At 74.7% G+C, this 15,548-nt stretch carries 12 protein-coding genes; 3 read left to right on the top strand and 9 right to left on the bottom strand.

Annotated features, from left to right (window positions below):
* Positions 1 to 49 precede the first annotated feature (49 nt).
* The gene (locus ACLQ14_RS02920; protein WP_425809697.1) at positions 50 to 2,236 is read right to left on the bottom strand and encodes a prolyl oligopeptidase family serine peptidase; all 2,187 of its coding nucleotides are present in this window, start codon (positions 2,234 to 2,236) and stop codon (positions 50 to 52) included.
* A gap of 91 nt (positions 2,237 to 2,327) precedes the next feature.
* Here ACLQ14_RS02920 and ACLQ14_RS02915 point away from each other — a divergent pair, with 91 nt between their 5' ends.
* Positions 2,328 to 3,752, top strand: a complete 1,425-nt coding sequence (locus ACLQ14_RS02915) for a DUF2252 domain-containing protein (RefSeq protein ID WP_425809695.1) — start codon at positions 2,328 to 2,330, stop codon at positions 3,750 to 3,752.
* 205 nt (positions 3,753 to 3,957) lie between these two features.
* On the opposite strand, the gene ACLQ14_RS02910 is transcribed toward ACLQ14_RS02915, so the two are convergent.
* Complete coding sequence (locus ACLQ14_RS02910; RefSeq protein ID WP_425809693.1) at positions 3,958 to 4,956, bottom strand: type IV toxin-antitoxin system AbiEi family antitoxin domain-containing protein; 999 nt, start codon at positions 4,954 to 4,956, stop codon at positions 3,958 to 3,960.
* A 290-nt stretch (positions 4,957 to 5,246) separates the two neighbouring features.
* Positions 5,247 to 7,376, bottom strand: a complete 2,130-nt coding sequence (locus ACLQ14_RS02905; RefSeq protein WP_425809691.1) for a cytochrome c oxidase assembly protein — start codon at positions 7,374 to 7,376, stop codon at positions 5,247 to 5,249.
* A gap of 222 nt (positions 7,377 to 7,598) precedes the next feature.
* Between ACLQ14_RS02905 and ACLQ14_RS02900 the strand changes: the two genes are divergently transcribed.
* Positions 7,599 to 7,967, top strand: coding sequence for a hypothetical protein (locus ACLQ14_RS02900; protein ID WP_425809689.1), 369 nt, complete (start codon positions 7,599 to 7,601; stop codon positions 7,965 to 7,967).
* A gap of 16 nt (positions 7,968 to 7,983) precedes the next feature.
* Here the strand turns inward: ACLQ14_RS02900 and ACLQ14_RS02895 are convergent, their stop codons facing one another.
* The 4 genes from ACLQ14_RS02895 to hisC all read right to left on the bottom strand — a co-directional run bounded on the left by ACLQ14_RS02895 (position 7,984) and on the right by hisC (position 13,356).
* The gene (locus ACLQ14_RS02895) at positions 7,984 to 9,456 is read right to left on the bottom strand and encodes a dihydrolipoamide acetyltransferase family protein (RefSeq protein ID WP_425809687.1); all 1,473 of its coding nucleotides are present in this window, start codon (positions 9,454 to 9,456) and stop codon (positions 7,984 to 7,986) included.
* 38 nt (positions 9,457 to 9,494) lie between these two features.
* Positions 9,495 to 10,553: an alpha-ketoacid dehydrogenase subunit beta gene (locus ACLQ14_RS02890; RefSeq protein WP_425809685.1), complete on the bottom strand. Its 1,059-nt coding sequence runs from the start codon at positions 10,551 to 10,553 to the stop codon at positions 9,495 to 9,497.
* On the bottom strand, positions 10,550 to 11,770 hold the full coding sequence (gene pdhA, locus ACLQ14_RS02885; protein WP_425809683.1) for a pyruvate dehydrogenase (acetyl-transferring) E1 component subunit alpha: 1,221 nt from the start codon (positions 11,768 to 11,770) through the stop codon (positions 10,550 to 10,552). The genes ACLQ14_RS02890 and pdhA overlap by 4 nt, the downstream gene beginning before the upstream one ends.
* A 434-nt stretch (positions 11,771 to 12,204) precedes the next feature.
* Positions 12,205 to 13,356, bottom strand: a complete 1,152-nt coding sequence (gene hisC, locus ACLQ14_RS02880) for a histidinol-phosphate transaminase (protein WP_425809681.1) — start codon at positions 13,354 to 13,356, stop codon at positions 12,205 to 12,207.
* A 101-nt stretch (positions 13,357 to 13,457) separates the two neighbouring features.
* Here hisC and ACLQ14_RS02875 point away from each other — a divergent pair, with 101 nt between their 5' ends.
* Entirely contained in the window at positions 13,458 to 13,847 is a 390-nt protein-coding gene (locus ACLQ14_RS02875) for a phage holin family protein (RefSeq protein WP_425809679.1), read from the top strand.
* Here the strand turns inward: ACLQ14_RS02875 and ACLQ14_RS02870 are convergent.
* Both ACLQ14_RS02870 and ACLQ14_RS02865 read right to left on the bottom strand, forming a co-directional pair.
* Complete coding sequence (locus ACLQ14_RS02870; protein ID WP_425809677.1) at positions 13,813 to 15,201, bottom strand: hypothetical protein; 1,389 nt, start codon at positions 15,199 to 15,201, stop codon at positions 13,813 to 13,815. The two genes, ACLQ14_RS02875 and ACLQ14_RS02870, sit on opposite strands and share 35 nt — an antisense overlap.
* Entirely contained in the window at positions 15,201 to 15,512 is a 312-nt protein-coding gene (locus tag ACLQ14_RS02865) for a hypothetical protein (protein ID WP_425809675.1), read from the bottom strand. The genes ACLQ14_RS02870 and ACLQ14_RS02865 overlap by 1 nt, the downstream gene beginning before the upstream one ends.
* Between the last annotated feature and the right edge of the window lie 36 nt (positions 15,513 to 15,548).

The following is a 15,548-nucleotide window of genomic DNA, read 5'->3' as shown; positions in this document are numbered from 1 at the left end:
CGCGACCGTCTGCCGCGGCAGACGGTCGCGCAGCCCGTGTTCGGCGGGGTCACCCCAGGACGCTGGGCAAGCCAGGGTGCGCGTCGTCGTCGGGCGCGACGCCGAGCACGTGCTCGGCGAGGAACGCGAGGACCACCTGGTACCAGACCTTGGCGTGCTCGGGCGTGAGCACCCAGTGGTTCTCGTCCGGGAAGTACAGGAACCGGTGGACGGTCTTTCCCTCGGCGTCGGCCGGCAGGCCGGACGCCGACAGCAGCTCGTACCAGAGGCGCAGGCCCTCGCCGATCGGGACGCGGTAGTCCTTGTCGCCGTGGACCACGAGCATCGGCGTGCGGATGTCGCCGACGAACCGGTGCGGCGAGTTCTCACGCGCCATCTCCGGGCTCATCTCGCGCTGCCAGTAGAACGAGGCGTCCGTCGTCGGGCCGAACTGGTCGAGCGCCCAGAGGCTGGCGTGCGAGACGATCGCCCGGAACCGGTCGGTGTGGCCGGCGATCCAGTTGGCCATGTATCCGCCGAAGGAGCCGCCCATCATGCCGGTGCGGGTCTCGTCGATGTCGTCGCGCGCGACGACGGCGTCGGTCACGGCCATGACGTCGGTGAACGGCTTGTCGCCCCACGCGCCCCAGCCGCGCTGGACGAAGTCCTGGCCGTAGCCCGTCGACAGGGCCGGGTCCGGCAGCAGCACCGCGTAGCCGGCGGCGACGAGCAGCCACGGGTTCCAGCGCCAGCTCCACGTGTTCCACGACCCGAGCGGGCCACCGTGGACCCACAGCGCCAGCGGGGCCGGGTTGTCGGCGCTCGCACCCGCGGGGAGGGCGAGCCAGGCGCGCACCCGGACGTCGTCCGACGCGGGGGTCTCGACCTCCACGAGCGTGCCCGGCAGCTCCGGCGCGGCGACGGGCCCGCGGAGCAGCGTCGGCTCGACCGGCGTCCGCTTGCCCTCCTCCTGCGCGAGGAACGCGGCGAGCTCCACGCGGACCGGCTCGGCCGGGGCCAGGTAGCTCGACCGCAGGGCGTAGAACGCGGAACCGTCGCGCGCGACCTCGACGTTCGTGTACACGTCGTCGGCCGCCGTGATGCGCTCCACCGGGACGATGCCGCCGCCGGTCGCGGCGACGTGGAAGACCGGTCCGCGGCCGTCGTCGTCGGCGGTGACGAGGAGGCCGGAGCCGTCCGGGAGCCACGTGACCGACGTCGGCCAACGGTCCCAGTGCGTCGTCAGGCTGCGCGGGCTCTGCTTGGGCGCGAGCGCGACGACGGCGAGCGTCACCTCGGGCGCGCGGTGCGGCGTCGTGAGGGTCTCGCGCGCGTACGCGACGAACCGGCCGTCGGGCGAGACTGTGGGCGCGAACAGGTCGGCGCCCTTGTCGTCGACCAGGACGTACCGCTCCCCGGTCTCGGTGTCGATCGCGACGAGCGTGCTGCGCTGCGTCGGGCCGGGGCCGTTGACGCGCCAGCTCGTGACGAGCGTGCGCCCGTCCGGGCTGAGCGCGGCGTCCGCCTCCTCGAGCGCGGCGCCCGGCGTGGGCGTGAGGTCGCGCAGCTGGAGGCGGGCGCCCTCCGGCGTGGCGGGGCCGTCGTCGTCGGCTTCCTTGCCTTCGCCGCCCGACGACGGCGCCGGCACCAGCGCGCCCGGAACCTCGTCCGTGAGGGCGGCCAGGTCGGCGGCGAACCGGCGCGGACGGTCGGGGCCGAGGTCGTGGTCCCAGTAGCGGACGGGGTAGCCGTCGTGGAGGATCGCCGCGACCTTGTGCTTCTTGCGCGCCTTGCGCAGCTTGGCGTCCTCGTCGAGGTCGCCCGCCGACGGCAGGACGGCGGCCCCCACCGACACGACGCTCGCGTCCCGGGCCACCGTCACGCCGCCGACGCCGCCGGGTGCCGTCGCGACGACCCTCGCCTCTCCCCCGCCAACCGGGAGCAGCCAGAGCGCCGGCTTGGGGTCGTCGTCGTCGCCGTCGGCGTCGGGGCGTGCGGACGTGAAGAGCAGGTCCCCGTTCGGGGCGAACACCGCGGACGACTCGCCCTTGGCCGACCGCGTCAGCCGGCGCGCGGGCGCCGTGCCCGTCGGGTCGACCTCCCACAGCGCCGTCACGTAGCGGGTCCGCTTGGGGTCGAGGGTCTGCACCGCCGTGACCAGCCGCGACCCGTCCGGGGAGAGCGTCAACCCCGCCAGCCGTGGCAGGGCGACGTAGGCGTCGAGGTCGTGGAACGGGGTCGCGGCGTCGGTCGTCACCGGACCGTCCTATCACAATCCCACCGACGGCCTGTGGGTGAGGTTCTCGTCCGTCCGGGCGTGGCGCGCACGACCGGGCGCACAATGCGGCATGACGAACACCACGGCGACGGTGCCGGGCCCGGCCTTCCCGGGCGTCGGTGGCACGCGACGGAGCGTCGAGGACCGGTCCGACGAGGGGCGCTCGTGGCGCGAGCACGCCCCCGTCGAGGCGCTCGCCGACTGGTCCCCCGCGCCCGGTCGGCCCGACCCCGTGGCACTCCTCCGCGAGCAGGACGCCGACCGCGTCGCCGAGCTCGTGCCCCTGCGCTACGGGCGCATGAGCGCGTCGCCGTTCGCGTTCTACCGCGGCTCCGCCGCGGTCATGGCCGCCGACCTCGCCTCGCTGCCCCGCACCGGCGGCACCACCCAGCTGTGCGGCGACGCGCACGTCGCCAACTTCGGGGTGTTCGCCGCCGCCGACCGCAGCCTGGTCTTCGACGTCAACGACTTCGACGAGACCCTCCCGGGGCCGTTCGAGTGGGACGTGCTGCGGCTCGCGGCGTCGCTCGTGCTCGCGGCCCGGGACCGCGGCTTCGAGCGCGAGGTTGCTCGTGACGCGGCCCGGGCCGCCGCCCGCGCGTACCGGCTCGCCACGGTCGGCCTCGCCGGCCGGCGGACCCTCGACGTCTGGTACGCGCGCGTCGACGAGCAGCGCATCATGCGTACCCTCGAGACCGCCGACGTCAGCAAGCACGCGCACGAGCGGGTCGCGGAGACCTTCGACAAGGCCCGGGGCCGCACGAGCCTGCGCGCCGCCGAGAAGCTCACCGAGCGCGTCGACGGGCGCCTCCAGTTCCGCGAGGCGCCGCCGCTGATCTCCCGCGAGCCGCTCAGCGCGCTCGACCGCGAGCAGTACGACGCCGTCTTCGACGCGTACCGGTCCACCCTCGACGACCCCCTGCAGCTGCTCCTCGACCGGTTCGAGCGCGTCGACGCCGCGCGCAAGGTCGTCGGGGTCGGCAGCGTCGGGACGCAGGCGTACGTCATCCTCCTCGCAGGCCGCGACGACGACGACCCGCTCGTCCTGCAGATCAAGCAGGCGCAGGCGTCGGTCCTCGAGCAGCACCTCGGGGCGAGCGCCTACGACCATTCCGGGCGGCGCGTCGTCGTCGGGCAGCGGTACGCGCAGGCGGCCGGCGACATCCTGCTCGGCTGGGCCACCGGTCCCGCCGGACGCCACTTCTACGTCCGGCAGCTCCACGACATGAAGGGCTCGATCGACCTCGCCCAGGTCCGTCGGCGGGGGCTCGTGGCGCTCGCCGAGCTGTGCGGCACGACCCTCGCCCGCGCGCACGCCCGGTCCGGCGACGCCGTCGCCGTCGCCGCGTACCTCGGCGTGGACCCCGACGACGACGCGTTCGACAAGGCCGCCGCCCGGTTCGCCCGGAAGTACGCCGACCAGGCGGAGGCCGACGCCGCGCGTCTCGACGAGTCCATCGCCGCCGGCGACGTCGAGGCCCTCACGGGCATCTGACCGGGGCTGCCGACCGACCTCGGCCGCGCCGAACATGACGTTGTCCCCCACCCACCGGGCCGACCATGACGTTGTCCCCCACCCACCGGGCCGACCATGACGTTGTCCCCTGATTTGACCTCGGGTCGGTGGACAGCATCATGGTCGGCCGGGGCAAGACGCTCGGATCGGTGGACAGCCACATGCTCGGCACCGGAGTGTCCGATCACCGTCGGCCCCGCGGCGAGCGCAGCACCCGGAGGGCCCGCCTCACGGTCCGCGCCATCACACCGTCGAGGTCGGCAGACGTGAACCGAAGCACCGAAAACTTCCCCGTCGACACCAGTCCGTTCTGCCGCGACCGATCCGCGAAGGCAGCCTCAGGCACGTCGTGGATCTCCTTGCCGTCGACCTCGGCGACGAGCCACCGCCCGTCGCCGAGCTCCCACCCGAGGTCGCCTCGCTCGGGGAAGGGCGAGTCGTCGAGCGGAAGCTGAAGCACGTCGGGCGGCACCCCGCCGTCGATGCAGTCGAGGCGCCCGTACGACTCGGGCACCGACTCCGCCCGTCCGTCAGCGAGCTCCCAGAGCTCGTGCGCCACGGCGACACCGCGTCGACCACGCGCCAGGTCGTGCGCACACGCGAGCCCGGACGGCGTCAACAGCCCGCGGTGCAGGACGGAGTCCAGGACAGCAAGTCCGCCGCGACGAGAAAGCTCAGGCACCGCCTGAGCGACGGCCCATTCGGCCGAAGCGACGCTGCGCCCGTCGACCATGACGGTCTGCATCCCGGCGTCGAACTGCCGGGCCGACATCCCGTCACGCGACAACCGGTTGCTGGCCTTCGGGAGCGCGACCTGCGGAGCGATCGTCGGTGGTAGCCCGCCGGAGTCGAGGAGTGCGAGCGCGCACGTACCGATCGCCACGGCGTCCGGGCCGTACGCGAGCAGCCCAGCCCAGGCGGCGCGCCGTCGTCGGGCATCCCAATGAACAGCGGACAGCGAGCCGCACCTCGTGTCCAGGACGCCGCGTGTCAGACGACGCCACCTGCCGCGGCGGACCAGCGTCTCGATCTTCCGGTCCGTGACGCCGACGGACCGAGCCTGCTCGGTCGAGACCAGACCGACCTGCGTCCCTGCGACGTGTTCGAGCTCCGGAGGAACCATGAGGGTCAGGGGTGGCTCGACGCCTGGTCGCGCGTCGACGAGCACCGTGGGAAGAGCCATGGTCGGAGTGAAACCGAGACCGCGCGCCCGACGCCGCCGCGAGGACGCCGGTTGTGGATCAAGGCGGCCATCCACAGGTACGGCGTCGGCCGCCGAACATGGTGCTGCTCACCCTCCGCAAAGGCGCCACCGCGGCCGACCATGACGTGGTCCACCAATTCGAGCCCGATTTGGGGGACAACGGCATATTCGGCAGCCGGGGCGGTGGCAACCGCATGTTGGGCAGGCGGGTGCCAGCGCGGCGACGACGACGGCCGCGGCTGCGGCCGGCTGCTCGGCAGCCGGGGTGGTCAGCTCGGGGTGTCGCGCTTCGCGAGCTTCTCGAGCATCGCGTTGTACTCCCGCAGCTCCGCGTCGCCGTCGCGGTCGGCCTTGCGGTCCTTGCGGCGCGCCTCGCGCTCGTCGGACCGCGACCACGAGGTGGCGACGAGCACCGCGAGCAGCAGGGTCGGCAGCTCGCCGATCCCCCAGGCGACGGACCCGCCGGCCTGCTGGTCCTCGATCGCGGACTCGCCCCACGTGCGGCCGAGGAGGCCGAACCAGTCGGGGACGAGCAGCGTCTCGGAGCTGATGAGCGCGACGCCGAAGAACGCGTGGAACGCCATGGTCGCGAACAGCAGGACGAGCCGCTGCGGGTATCCGAGCCGCTTGGGCCCGGGGTCGATCCCGACGAGCGCGTTGGCGAACAGGTACCCCGCGCCGGTGAAGTGGACGACCATCCACAGGTGCCCGACGTACGAGTGGAGCGACCACGAGAACAGCGGCGTGTAGTAGAAGACGACGAGCGAGCTGGCGAACAGCGCGGCAGCGACGACGGGGTTGGCGACGAACTGGCCCCAGCGCGAGTGGACGAGGATCAGCAGCCACTCCCGCGGCCCGCGCGAGCCGTCCTTGCGGACGGGCAGCCCGCGCAGCGCCAGGGTCACGGGCGCGCCGAGCACGAGGAAGATCGGCACGACCATCGCCAGCACCATGTGCTGGACCATGTGTGCGCTGAACAGCACGTGCCCGTACATCGCGGGCCCGCCGGACGTCGTCCACCAGAGCACGACCATGCCCGCGCACCAGCAGACGGTCCGGGCCCACGGCCAGCGGTCGCCGCGGCGCGCGAGCCGGACGACCCACCCCACGTACACGATCACCCCGGCCGCGGCGGCCGTGGCGAGCAGCAGGTCCCACCGCCACTGGGTGAACCAGCGGGCCGCCGTGAGGGCGGGCGGGAGCACGTGCCCGGTGACCCGCTCCGACGGCGTGAGGTCCTTGCCCACGACCTCGCTCACGGGCGGCGCCGACGACGCGAGCGCCACCGCCACGCCCATCACGGCACCCATGACGGCGAGCTCGACGGCGGCGAGGCGCCAGAACAGCCCGCGGGGCCGCGCGTCGTCCCGGCCGAGCCGCCCGACGACGAGCGTCCGGTGCGCGTACCCGATCAGTCCGAGCACGACGAGCAGGACGAGCTTGGCGAGCAGGAGGACGCCGTACCGCGTGGCGAGGCCGTCGATCGACCCGGCGCGGATCCAGCCGTTGACGAGCCCGGAGGCGGCGACGAGCGCGAGGCACCACAGCGCCATGTGCGAGTACCGGGCCACGACGACCGCGAGGTCCGGGCGGGCGCCGTCGCGCGCCCCTGCCCGACGTCGGGCAGGCGCGCCGCCGTCGGACCCGCGCCCCGCCCAGAACACCACGCCCAGGGTCGCGAGCCCGCCGATCCACACGCTCGCGCCGAGCAGGTGCAAGAACAGCGACGAGATCGCGAGCTCGTGGCTCGACGTCCCGGCCGCGTGCCCGGTCCCGGCCTGCAGCGACAGCGCCGCGACGGGCAGGATGGCGGTCCAGGCCGCCCCCGTCGGCGTCCGGACGAGCAGCAGGAGCGTCGACGTGACGGCCGCCAGCACCACGATCTCGAGCAGCGTCCGGCCGTACGCGACCTGCGTCATGAAGACGCCGAGCTGCTGCCCGAACGTCGGGTCGGACAGGGCGACGCCCGCGATGTTCGCGTCCTCGAGCACGGTCTCCGCGAGCCCTGCCACCGCCCACACGCCCGACGCGACGGCGGCCGCGACCAGCGCGCGCCGGAACCCTGCGCCGTCGGACGGCTCGCGCCACGGCAGCACGAACAGCGCGAGCGCGAGCGAGCCGACGGTCACGGCCATCGACAGCTCGGTGAGGAGGGTTGCGACGGGAAGGCCGAGGCGGACGGCGACGCCCGGGTCGAGCAGGCCCGTGCCGGGCGCGGCGAACGCCTGCGTGAAGGCCCCCGCGAGCAGGACCGCGACGAGGCCGACGACGACGGCGCCCGGGGCCGCGAGGACGACCCACCACGGCCGCCCCGCGAGCGTGCGCGGCCGGACCGTCCCGGGCGGACGCGCCGTCCCGGAGCTCGGCCGCGGGCGCGCGGGGGTGGAGGACGACGTCACCCGCCCAGGGTAGGCGGAGCGGCTGGGTACCCGACCCCCGGGGGCGGCCGCCGTGGCAGACCTCACCCGGACGCACGTGCGACCAAGGGTTGCCTTCACGGGGGCCTGCTTGCTTATGCTGTCGGACAGTCGCGCCCCGCAGGTGTCGGCGTCCCCGCACGGGGCCGCCGGAGCACGGCACTCGTCACGAACCGTGGAGCAATCGCCCCGGGAGGTCAGCGCATGGCTGCGCTCGCAGGTCTCGTGCCACCCCTGCTCGTCTCCGTCGCGCTCGTCGCCGGGCTACGCCGCAGCGCGCGGCGTCAGCTTCCGACGACGGACGTCCCGGACCCGCCCGGCGCCGCCGACGTCGAGCACGCGTGTCGCGCGTGCGGGTGGCCGCTCGACCGTCCCGGCTGGGTGGACGGGCGCCCCACGTCCGCGATCTGCGACTGCTGCGCCTGCGAGGCGGGCATCGACGACGTCACCCCGGACCGTGCGCGGGCGCACCGCAGGCGGTGGGTCGAGCACGGTGCGGAGTGGTTCGACCCGGGCAGCAGGCCCGAGAGCTGGGACCTGTACGCGCACCTGTGCGAGCTCGCCCCGGTCTGACGCGGCGTCACCCGGGTCAACCCCAGACGAGGCCGCGCGCCGGCTCCTCGAGCACCGCGGCGACGTCAGCGAGGACGCGCGACCCCAGCTCCCCGTCGACGAGCCGGTGGTCGAACGACAGCGCGAGCTGGGTGACCCAGCGCTTCTTGATCTTCCCCTTGTGGACCCACGGCTGCTGCCGGATCGCCCCGAACGCGAGGATCCCCGCCTCGCCCGGGTTGAGGATCGGCGTCCCCGTGTCGATGCCGAACACGCCCACGTTCGTGATGGTGATGGTCCCGTCGGACATGTCGGTCGGCGTGGTGCGGCCCGCGCGGGCGGTGGTCGTGAGGTCGGCGATCGCGGCGGCGAGGTCGCGCAGGCCGAGGCGGTGCGCGTCCTTGATGTTCGGCACGACGAGCCCCCGCGGCGTGGCGGCCGCGATGCCGAGGTTCACGTAGTGCTTGTAGACGATCTCCTGGGCCTCGTCGTCCCAGCTCGCGTTGATCTCCGGGTGCCGGCGCAGCGCGAGGAGGAGCGCCTTCGCGGTGATCAGCAGCGGCGTCACGCGCACGTCCGCGAACTCGCGGTCCTCGCGGAGCGCGGCGACGAGCCTCATGGTCTTGGTGACGTCGACGGTCACGAACTCGGTGACGTGCGGCGCGGTGAACGCGCTCGCGACCATCGCCTCCGCGGTGCGCCGGCGGACCGACTTCACGGGCACGCGGGTGCGCCGGCCGTCGGGGCTGACGGCACCACGCCCGAGCCAGGGGTTCTCGTCGCCCGGGTACGTGGCGAGCGTCTCGGGGTGCGCTGCCTCGGAAGCGAACGCCTGGACGTCCTCGCGGGTCACGATCCCGCCCGGACCGGTGCCCGGGACGCTGAGCAGGTCGACGCCGAGGTCCTTCGCGAGCTTGCGGACCGGGGGCTTCGCCAGCACCCGGACGCTCGGTGCGGCGCTCGCTGCAGCGGGTGCCGCGGCGGCCGGGGTGGGCACCGGCGCGGCGGGCGCCGTCGTCGGGACCGCGGCGGGCGCTGGTGCCGAGGACGCGCCGCCCGCGGGAGCGGTCCGCCGACGACGTCGCGCGCCGCCCGCGGTCGCGCCGCCCGTCCCGTACCCGACGAGCACGGCGCCGCCGGCCGCCTCGTCCGGCGCCGCCGCGGCGACGGTCGCGGGGTCGGTGTCCGCGGGATCGACCTCGGCGGCGATCTCCAGGGCCGCGGCCGCCGGGTCCGCGGGGGGCGCGGTGTCGCCCGCGGGCCCGCCCGCCGTCTCGATCCGCACGATCGGGGTGCCGACGTCGACCGTCGTGCCCTCCTCGACGAGGATCTCGACGACCGTCCCGTCCCACGGCGACGGCAGCTCCACGAGCGACTTCGCGGTCTCGATCTCGACGATCGTCTGGTTGACGCGCACCGCGTCCCCGGGCGCGACCCGCCACTGGACGATCTCGGCCTCGGTGAGTCCCTCACCGGCGTCGGGCAGGCGGAACTCCTGGATGGTGGGCACGGGGTGCGTCTCCGATGCGTCGGGGGAAGAGGTGGCGGTCAGTGCGCGAGCACGCGGTCGACGGCGTCGAGCACGCGGTCGACGGACGGCAGGTAGTGGTGCTCGAGCTTCGCGACCGGGTAGGGCGCGTGGTAGCCGCCCACCCGCAGCACCGGGGCCTCGAGCGCGTAGAAGCACTCCTCGGTGACGCGCGCGGCGATCTCGGCGCCGGGCCCGTGGAACGTGGGGGCCTCGTGCACGACGACGCAGCGACCGGTCTTCCGGACGCTCGCCACGACCGTGGGCACGTCGATCGGGGACACGGAGCGCAGGTCTACGACCTCGATGCTCGTGCCCTCCTCGGCGGCGGTCTTCGCGGCCTCGAGCGCGGTGTGGACGGTCGGCCCGTACGCGACGACGGTGACGTCGCTGCCCTGCCGCGCGACGGCGGCGTGGTCGAGGGTCCGCGCGGCCGCGCCGACGCCGACGGGCGCGTCGAGGTCGACGTCGCCCTTCTCCCAGTAGCGGCCCTTGGGCTCGAGGAAGAGCACCGGGTCCGGGCTGGCCACGGCCTCCTGGATCATCGTGAACGCGTCCTGCGGGGTCGCCGGGCTGACGACGCGCAGGCCGGCGGTGTGCGCGAACAGCACCTCGGGGCTCTCGCTGTGGTGCTCGACGGCGCCGATCCCGCCGCCGAACGGCACGCGGATGACGACGGGCAGGTCGATGCGGCCCGCGGTCCGGAAGTGGATCTTGGCGAGCTGCGTGGTGATCTGGTCGTAGGCCGGGAAGATGAACCCGTCGAACTGGATCTCCAGGACGGGCCGGTAGCCCCGCATCGCGAGGCCGATCGCGGTCCCGACGATCCCCGACTCGGCGAGCGGCGTGTCGACGACGCGGTTCTCGCCGAACTCGGCCTGCAGGCCCTCGGTCACCCGGAACACGCCGCCCAGCGCGCCGATGTCCTCGCCCATCAGCAGGACGTTCTCGTCCCCGGCGAGGGCCGCACGCAGACCGGCGGTGATCGCCTTCGCGAACGGCATGCGGACGGTGCGGCCGGGCTCGCCCGGCTGTCCCGACGGCGCGGGGCCCGTGGGGCGTACGGCGGTGGCGGTCATCGGTTCCCTCCGGTCGTTCCGGCGTTCGCGGCGGTGGCGTCGTTCCCGAGCAGTCCCTCGAACGGCGACGGCGCGGGCTCGCCCGCCTCGTACGCCTCGAACGCGGCGCGATCCGCCGCGACCTGGGCCTGCGGCGTCGCGTAGACGTGCTCGAACATCCTCGAGGTGGGCGGCGCCTCCATCGCGCGCACCTTGGTGCGTACGTGCTCTCCGAGCTCGTCCGCCTCGGCCTGCAGCGCGGCCTCACGCGCGTCGTCCCAGGCGCCGTGCGCCTCCAGGTACGTCCGGACGCGGGCGATCGGGTCCCGACGACGCCACGACTCCTCCTCGTCGGAGGTGCGGTAGCGGGTCGGGTCGTCCGAGGTGGTGTGCGCGCCCATCCGGTACGTGACGGCCTCGACGAAGGTCGGGCCGCCGCCGGACCGCGCCCGCTCGAGCGCCTCGTCCATGACGGCCCAGCTCGCGATGACGTCGTTCCCGTCGACGCGGACGCCCGGCATCCCGAAGCCCCACGCGCGGCGGGCCAGGGGGACGCGGCTCTGCCTCGTCGTCGGGACCGAGATGGCCCACTGGTTGTTCTGGCAGAAGAACACGACGGGCGCGTTGTTCACGGACGCGAACCCGAGGGCCTCGCTCACGTCGCCCTGGGACGTCGCCCCGTCACCGAAGTACGCGACGACGGCGGTGTCGCTCGCGTCGTCGCCCGTGCCGACGAGGCCGTCACGCTGGACGCCCATCGCGTACCCGGTCGCGTGCAGCGCGTGGGAGCCGATGACGAGCGTGTAGACGTTGAAGTTGTGGGCCTTCGGGTCCCAGCCGCCGTGCTCGACGCCGCGGAAGATCGGCATGACGTCGGCGAGGTCCATGCCCCGCGTCCACGCGACGCCGTGCTCGCGGTACGACGGGAACACGTAGTCCTGCTCGCGCAGCGCCCGGCCGGAGCCGACCTGCGCCGCCTCCTGGCCGAGCAGCGGCGGGAAGAGCGCGAGCTCGCCCTGGCGCTGGAGGCTCGTGGCCTCGACGTCGAACCGCCGCACGAGGACCATGTCGCGGTAGAGCCCGCGGAGTCTCTGTGCGGCCGGCTCGGCGTCGGCGGCGTCGGGACCGTCGAGGAGGTAGCGCGCTGCACGCTCCCGGTAGGGGGCGTTCGCCTCGGACACGACGGGTTCGCCGTCGGGTCCGACGAGCTGGACGATCTCGTCCTGGTGCTCGGTCACTGATACTCCTCACGTCGTCCGGATCGCCCGGGGATGGCGGGCGGTGCGGCGGGCGTCACGGCGGGGTCGTCCGACCTCACCGCAACCTACGGTTCCGTAGCCTACGCAAGCGTAAGGTACGCGGCCGAGCGGACGGGAGATGTCCGGCCGTGCGAATTCGTCGCCCGCGTTTGTAGGTTTTCGCCAAACGTAGGTCGGGCGGCAGCCGGAGCGCCCGACGGCGTCGCGGGGGCGTTCCCCCGCCCGACGGCCGGCGCTCGCGGGCCGCCGTCGGCCACGCCGATCGACCCGTCGCCGAGCACGCGGTCTCCGCCCGTCGACCACGGGAGCTGCGCCCGTCTGCTCGCGCTGACGGACGCGGAGCCCGTGTTCGGCGAGAGAGCTGGGCCCGTGTTCGGCAAGCGAGCGGGTGGGTGGGTAGGCAGGTAGGGAGGTCAGCGGCGCCAGGAGGCGGCGACCTGCAGGAACGCGTCGTTCGCCTCGTGCTCCCCGATGGTCACGCGGATCCCCTCGCCGGCGAAGGGGCGCACCAGCACCCCGGCCTCGCGGGCCTCGGCGCCCCGCTGCAGCGTCGCGTCGCCGAGCCCGAACCACACGAAGTTCCCCTGCGCGTCCGGAATCTCCCAGCCCTGGGCGCCCAGCTCGCCGACGACGCGCGCCCGCTCGACGACGAGCGCCTCGACCCGCTCGAGCAGCTCGTCCTGCGCGCGCAGGCTCGCCAGGGCGGCACGCTGCGCCAGGTCGGACACCCCGAACGGCGTCGAGACCGACCTCACGCCGGCGGCGAGGTCGGGGCGGGCGAGCGCGTAGCCCACGCGCAGTCCCGCGAGCCCGTACGCCTTGGAGAACGTGCGCAGCACGACGACGTTCGGGTGCGCCGCGTAGACGGCGAGGCCGTCCGGCGCCTCGGGGTCGCGCACGAACTCGACGTACGCCTCGTCGAGCAGCACCAGGACGTCTGACGGGACCGCCGCGAGGAACGCCTCGAGCTCGGCGCGGTGCACGGCCGGGCCCGTCGGGTTGTTGGGGGTGCACACGGCGACGACGCGCGTCCGCTCCCCGATCGCGGCCGCGAGGGCGCGGAGGTCGAGGCGGCCGTCGAGCAGCGTGCCGTCGGCGTCGGGGCCGGAGGCGAGCGGGACGGGGACGAACGTCGCGCCGGAGACGGCGACCGCGATCGGGTACGCCTCGAACGAGCGCCACGGGACGACGACCTCGTCGCCCGGCTCGCAGACCGTCTGGAGGACGTGGGCCAGGACGGCGACGGACCCGGTGCCGACGACGACCTCGTCCGGGGAGACGGTCACGGCACTGCCTCGGCTCGCGGCCTCCTGGGTGAGCGAGGCGGCGATCGCCTCGGTCAGCTCCGTCGCGTACATGTCGGGGTAGCGGTGGGTGTCGCCCGCACCCTCGCGGATCGCCTCGAGCACGGACGGCAGCGGCGGGTACGGGTTCTCGTTGGACGACAGCTTGAACGTCCGCGCCCCGGGCTCGGTGCGGGCGCCCGGGACGTAGGGCGGCAGGGCCTCCACGGCGTGACGGAGCGGGATGCCGGACGTGCGGTGCGCGGGGAGGTCGGTGCTCACGGGCCCAGGATGCCACCCCCGTCCTCGCCGGCCGAAGTCGCCGACGGACGTCCCCGGGCGAATCTGGGCGGCAGGCGGGCCCGGATGGCAGGATGTCGCGCATGTGGTTCATCGTCCGAGTTGCCGTGACGGCGCTCGCCGTGTGGTTGGCGTCGCTGTTCCTCGGCGACCACCTGTACGTCGTCCCCAAGGACGCCACGGCCGGCAAGACCATCGTGATCCTGGTCGCGGTCGGCCTGCTCCTCACCCTGGTCAACATGATCGTGAAGCCGATCGTGCAGATCATCGCGATCCCCCTGTACATCCTGACGCTCGGACTGTTCTCGCTGGTGGTGAACGCGCTGATGCTCATGCTCGTCGCGTGGATCACCGAGCAGACCGACTGGGGCATCCGGGTGGACGGGTTCTGGTGGGCCGTCCTCGGGGCGCTCATCATCGCGATCCTCCAGGTGGTCATCAACGCGGTGGTGCCGGGGAACCAGCGCCGCTGACGCCCTGGGCCGGGGCTACCGTCGCGGCACCGCCGCGCTCGCCCCGGAAGTACCAGGTCCGGGTGGCGAGCCCGGGCGCTCCCGCCCCGAGCGACCCGTCGAGCTCGGCGAGGGCGCGGTCGAGCGCCGGGTCGTGCCGCGACCTGGCCTCCGCGAGCACGCCCGCGTGCGCCGCGAGGCCGTGGGTGCCGCCGCCGTAGGGCGACGAACCGAGGGCCTGCCGGACGACGTCGTCCGCCCCGGACGCGTGCACCACGAGGTGGCGCGGGCCCGCAGGGTTCGGCCCGGGGTCGAGCGCCGAGACGACCTCGCGTGCGTTCTCCACGTTGAGCGTCAAGGTCCCCGCGGGGACGGCGATCCCGCCCGACGGCGCCCCGGCGGTCACGAGGCCGGTGAACCGGTAGCGGCGCCGCAGCGCGGGGCTCGTCACCACCCGGGTCGCGGCGATGCCGCCGAGCGAGTGGCCGACCACGACCACGGACGCCCCGGCGGGCACGACCCGGTCGAGCGCCTGCGCGACCTCGTCCGTGTAGTCGCTGGCGCGCCCGCCGACGAGGTCCAGGTCGCTCGTGAGGTCGCGCGGGTTGGCGAAGTCCCCCGCCCCGTCGCCGACGACGTTCCAGGTCTGGGTGCCGGGCAGCAGGACGACGTAGCGCGCGTCAGCGCCGGCGCCGAGCCGCTGGACGGCCAGGACGCCGTCCCCGGCCTTGTTCGGCACCTCGAGCGCGCGCAGCGCGCCCTCGACGTTCCCGGGGACGGGCAGGTCGGGGAGCGGGCTGTCGGGCCGGCCGTCGACCGTCCCTCGCGTGACCTCCTCGACGCGGACACCGTCGCCCTCCCGCGCCCGGGCGACGCCGTCGAACAGGTGCGACGCGGTCCCCGAGACGGACGCGACCGGCGACCCGACGGACCCCGCGACCGCCCACGGGAGGAGCAGGTCCAGTCCGGCCGCGAGCAGCTGCACGCCGGCCGGGACGGCGCCGTCGACCAGCCGGACCGCGACCTCGTCGTGCTCCTCGTAGAGCCGAGCCGCCCGGAGCACCGCGAGGGCGAGCGCCTCGACCTGGCCGAGCGCCCGCAGGACGGCGCCGTCGGCGACGGCGACGGCGCCGATCGCTGCCGCGATCTCGGCGCCGGCCGCGCCACGCCGCGACCACGGGTCGGAACCTGCCCACGGCACCACCGCGCCGCCCCACGGGACCTCACCCGTGGCCAGCGCGACCCGGGCGCGCGCGACGTCCAAGCGGGCGTCGTCGAGCCGGCGGGACGCGGCCCGGAGCACGGCGGCTGCGTCCCGCAGGGTGTCGGTCTCCGCCGCGGTGTACCCGCCCGTGATCGTGATGCCGTCTGTCATCACCGGCCTCCCCCGGGGCCGAGGCACGCCGACGGCTCGCCGTCCCGCTCGCGCCGCTCGGCCCGCCGGGCGGACCCGGCGGCGGCGTCCAGCAGGGCCACCGCGTCGTCGACCGCGCCGAGGGCCTCGTCGACCCGGCCGTCGTAGGCGCGCGCCGCCCGCGACACCCAGTCGACCTCGAGCGCGCGGGCGGCGGCCTGCCGCGCGTCGACCGCGGCGGCCGCGGCGGCGTCGAGCGCGCGGCTCGCGGTCGCATCGACGGCGGCAGGCGGCGGGGCCGGGCGGACGAAGGGCGAGGGCTGGTCGGTCACGGCCGGGACGCTACGGGCGCGGCGCCGACCGCTGCC

It is taken from the genome of Luteimicrobium sp. DT211 (assembly GCF_049844995.1).
Classification (GTDB): domain Bacteria; phylum Actinomycetota; class Actinomycetes; order Actinomycetales; family Cellulomonadaceae; genus Luteimicrobium.
Note: the sequence above shows the minus strand (reverse complement) of the source record. Positions and strands in the feature narration are given on the sequence as shown.

Coding starts and splice junctions, on each gene's coding strand:
- ACLQ14_RS02915 (WP_425809695.1), top strand. CDS start 2,328: ATGACGAACACCACGGCGACGGTGCCGGGCCCGGCCTTCCCGGGCGTC.
- ACLQ14_RS02910 (WP_425809693.1), bottom strand. CDS start 4,956: ATGGCTCTTCCCACGGTGCTCGTCGACGCGCGACCAGGCGTCGAGCCA.
- ACLQ14_RS02900 (WP_425809689.1), top strand. CDS start 7,599: ATGGCTGCGCTCGCAGGTCTCGTGCCACCCCTGCTCGTCTCCGTCGCG.
- ACLQ14_RS02890 (WP_425809685.1), bottom strand. CDS start 10,553: ATGACCGCCACCGCCGTACGCCCCACGGGCCCCGCGCCGTCGGGACAG.
- ACLQ14_RS02875 (WP_425809679.1), top strand. CDS start 13,458: ATGTGGTTCATCGTCCGAGTTGCCGTGACGGCGCTCGCCGTGTGGTTG.
- ACLQ14_RS02870 (WP_425809677.1), bottom strand. CDS start 15,201: ATGACAGACGGCATCACGATCACGGGCGGGTACACCGCGGCGGAGACC.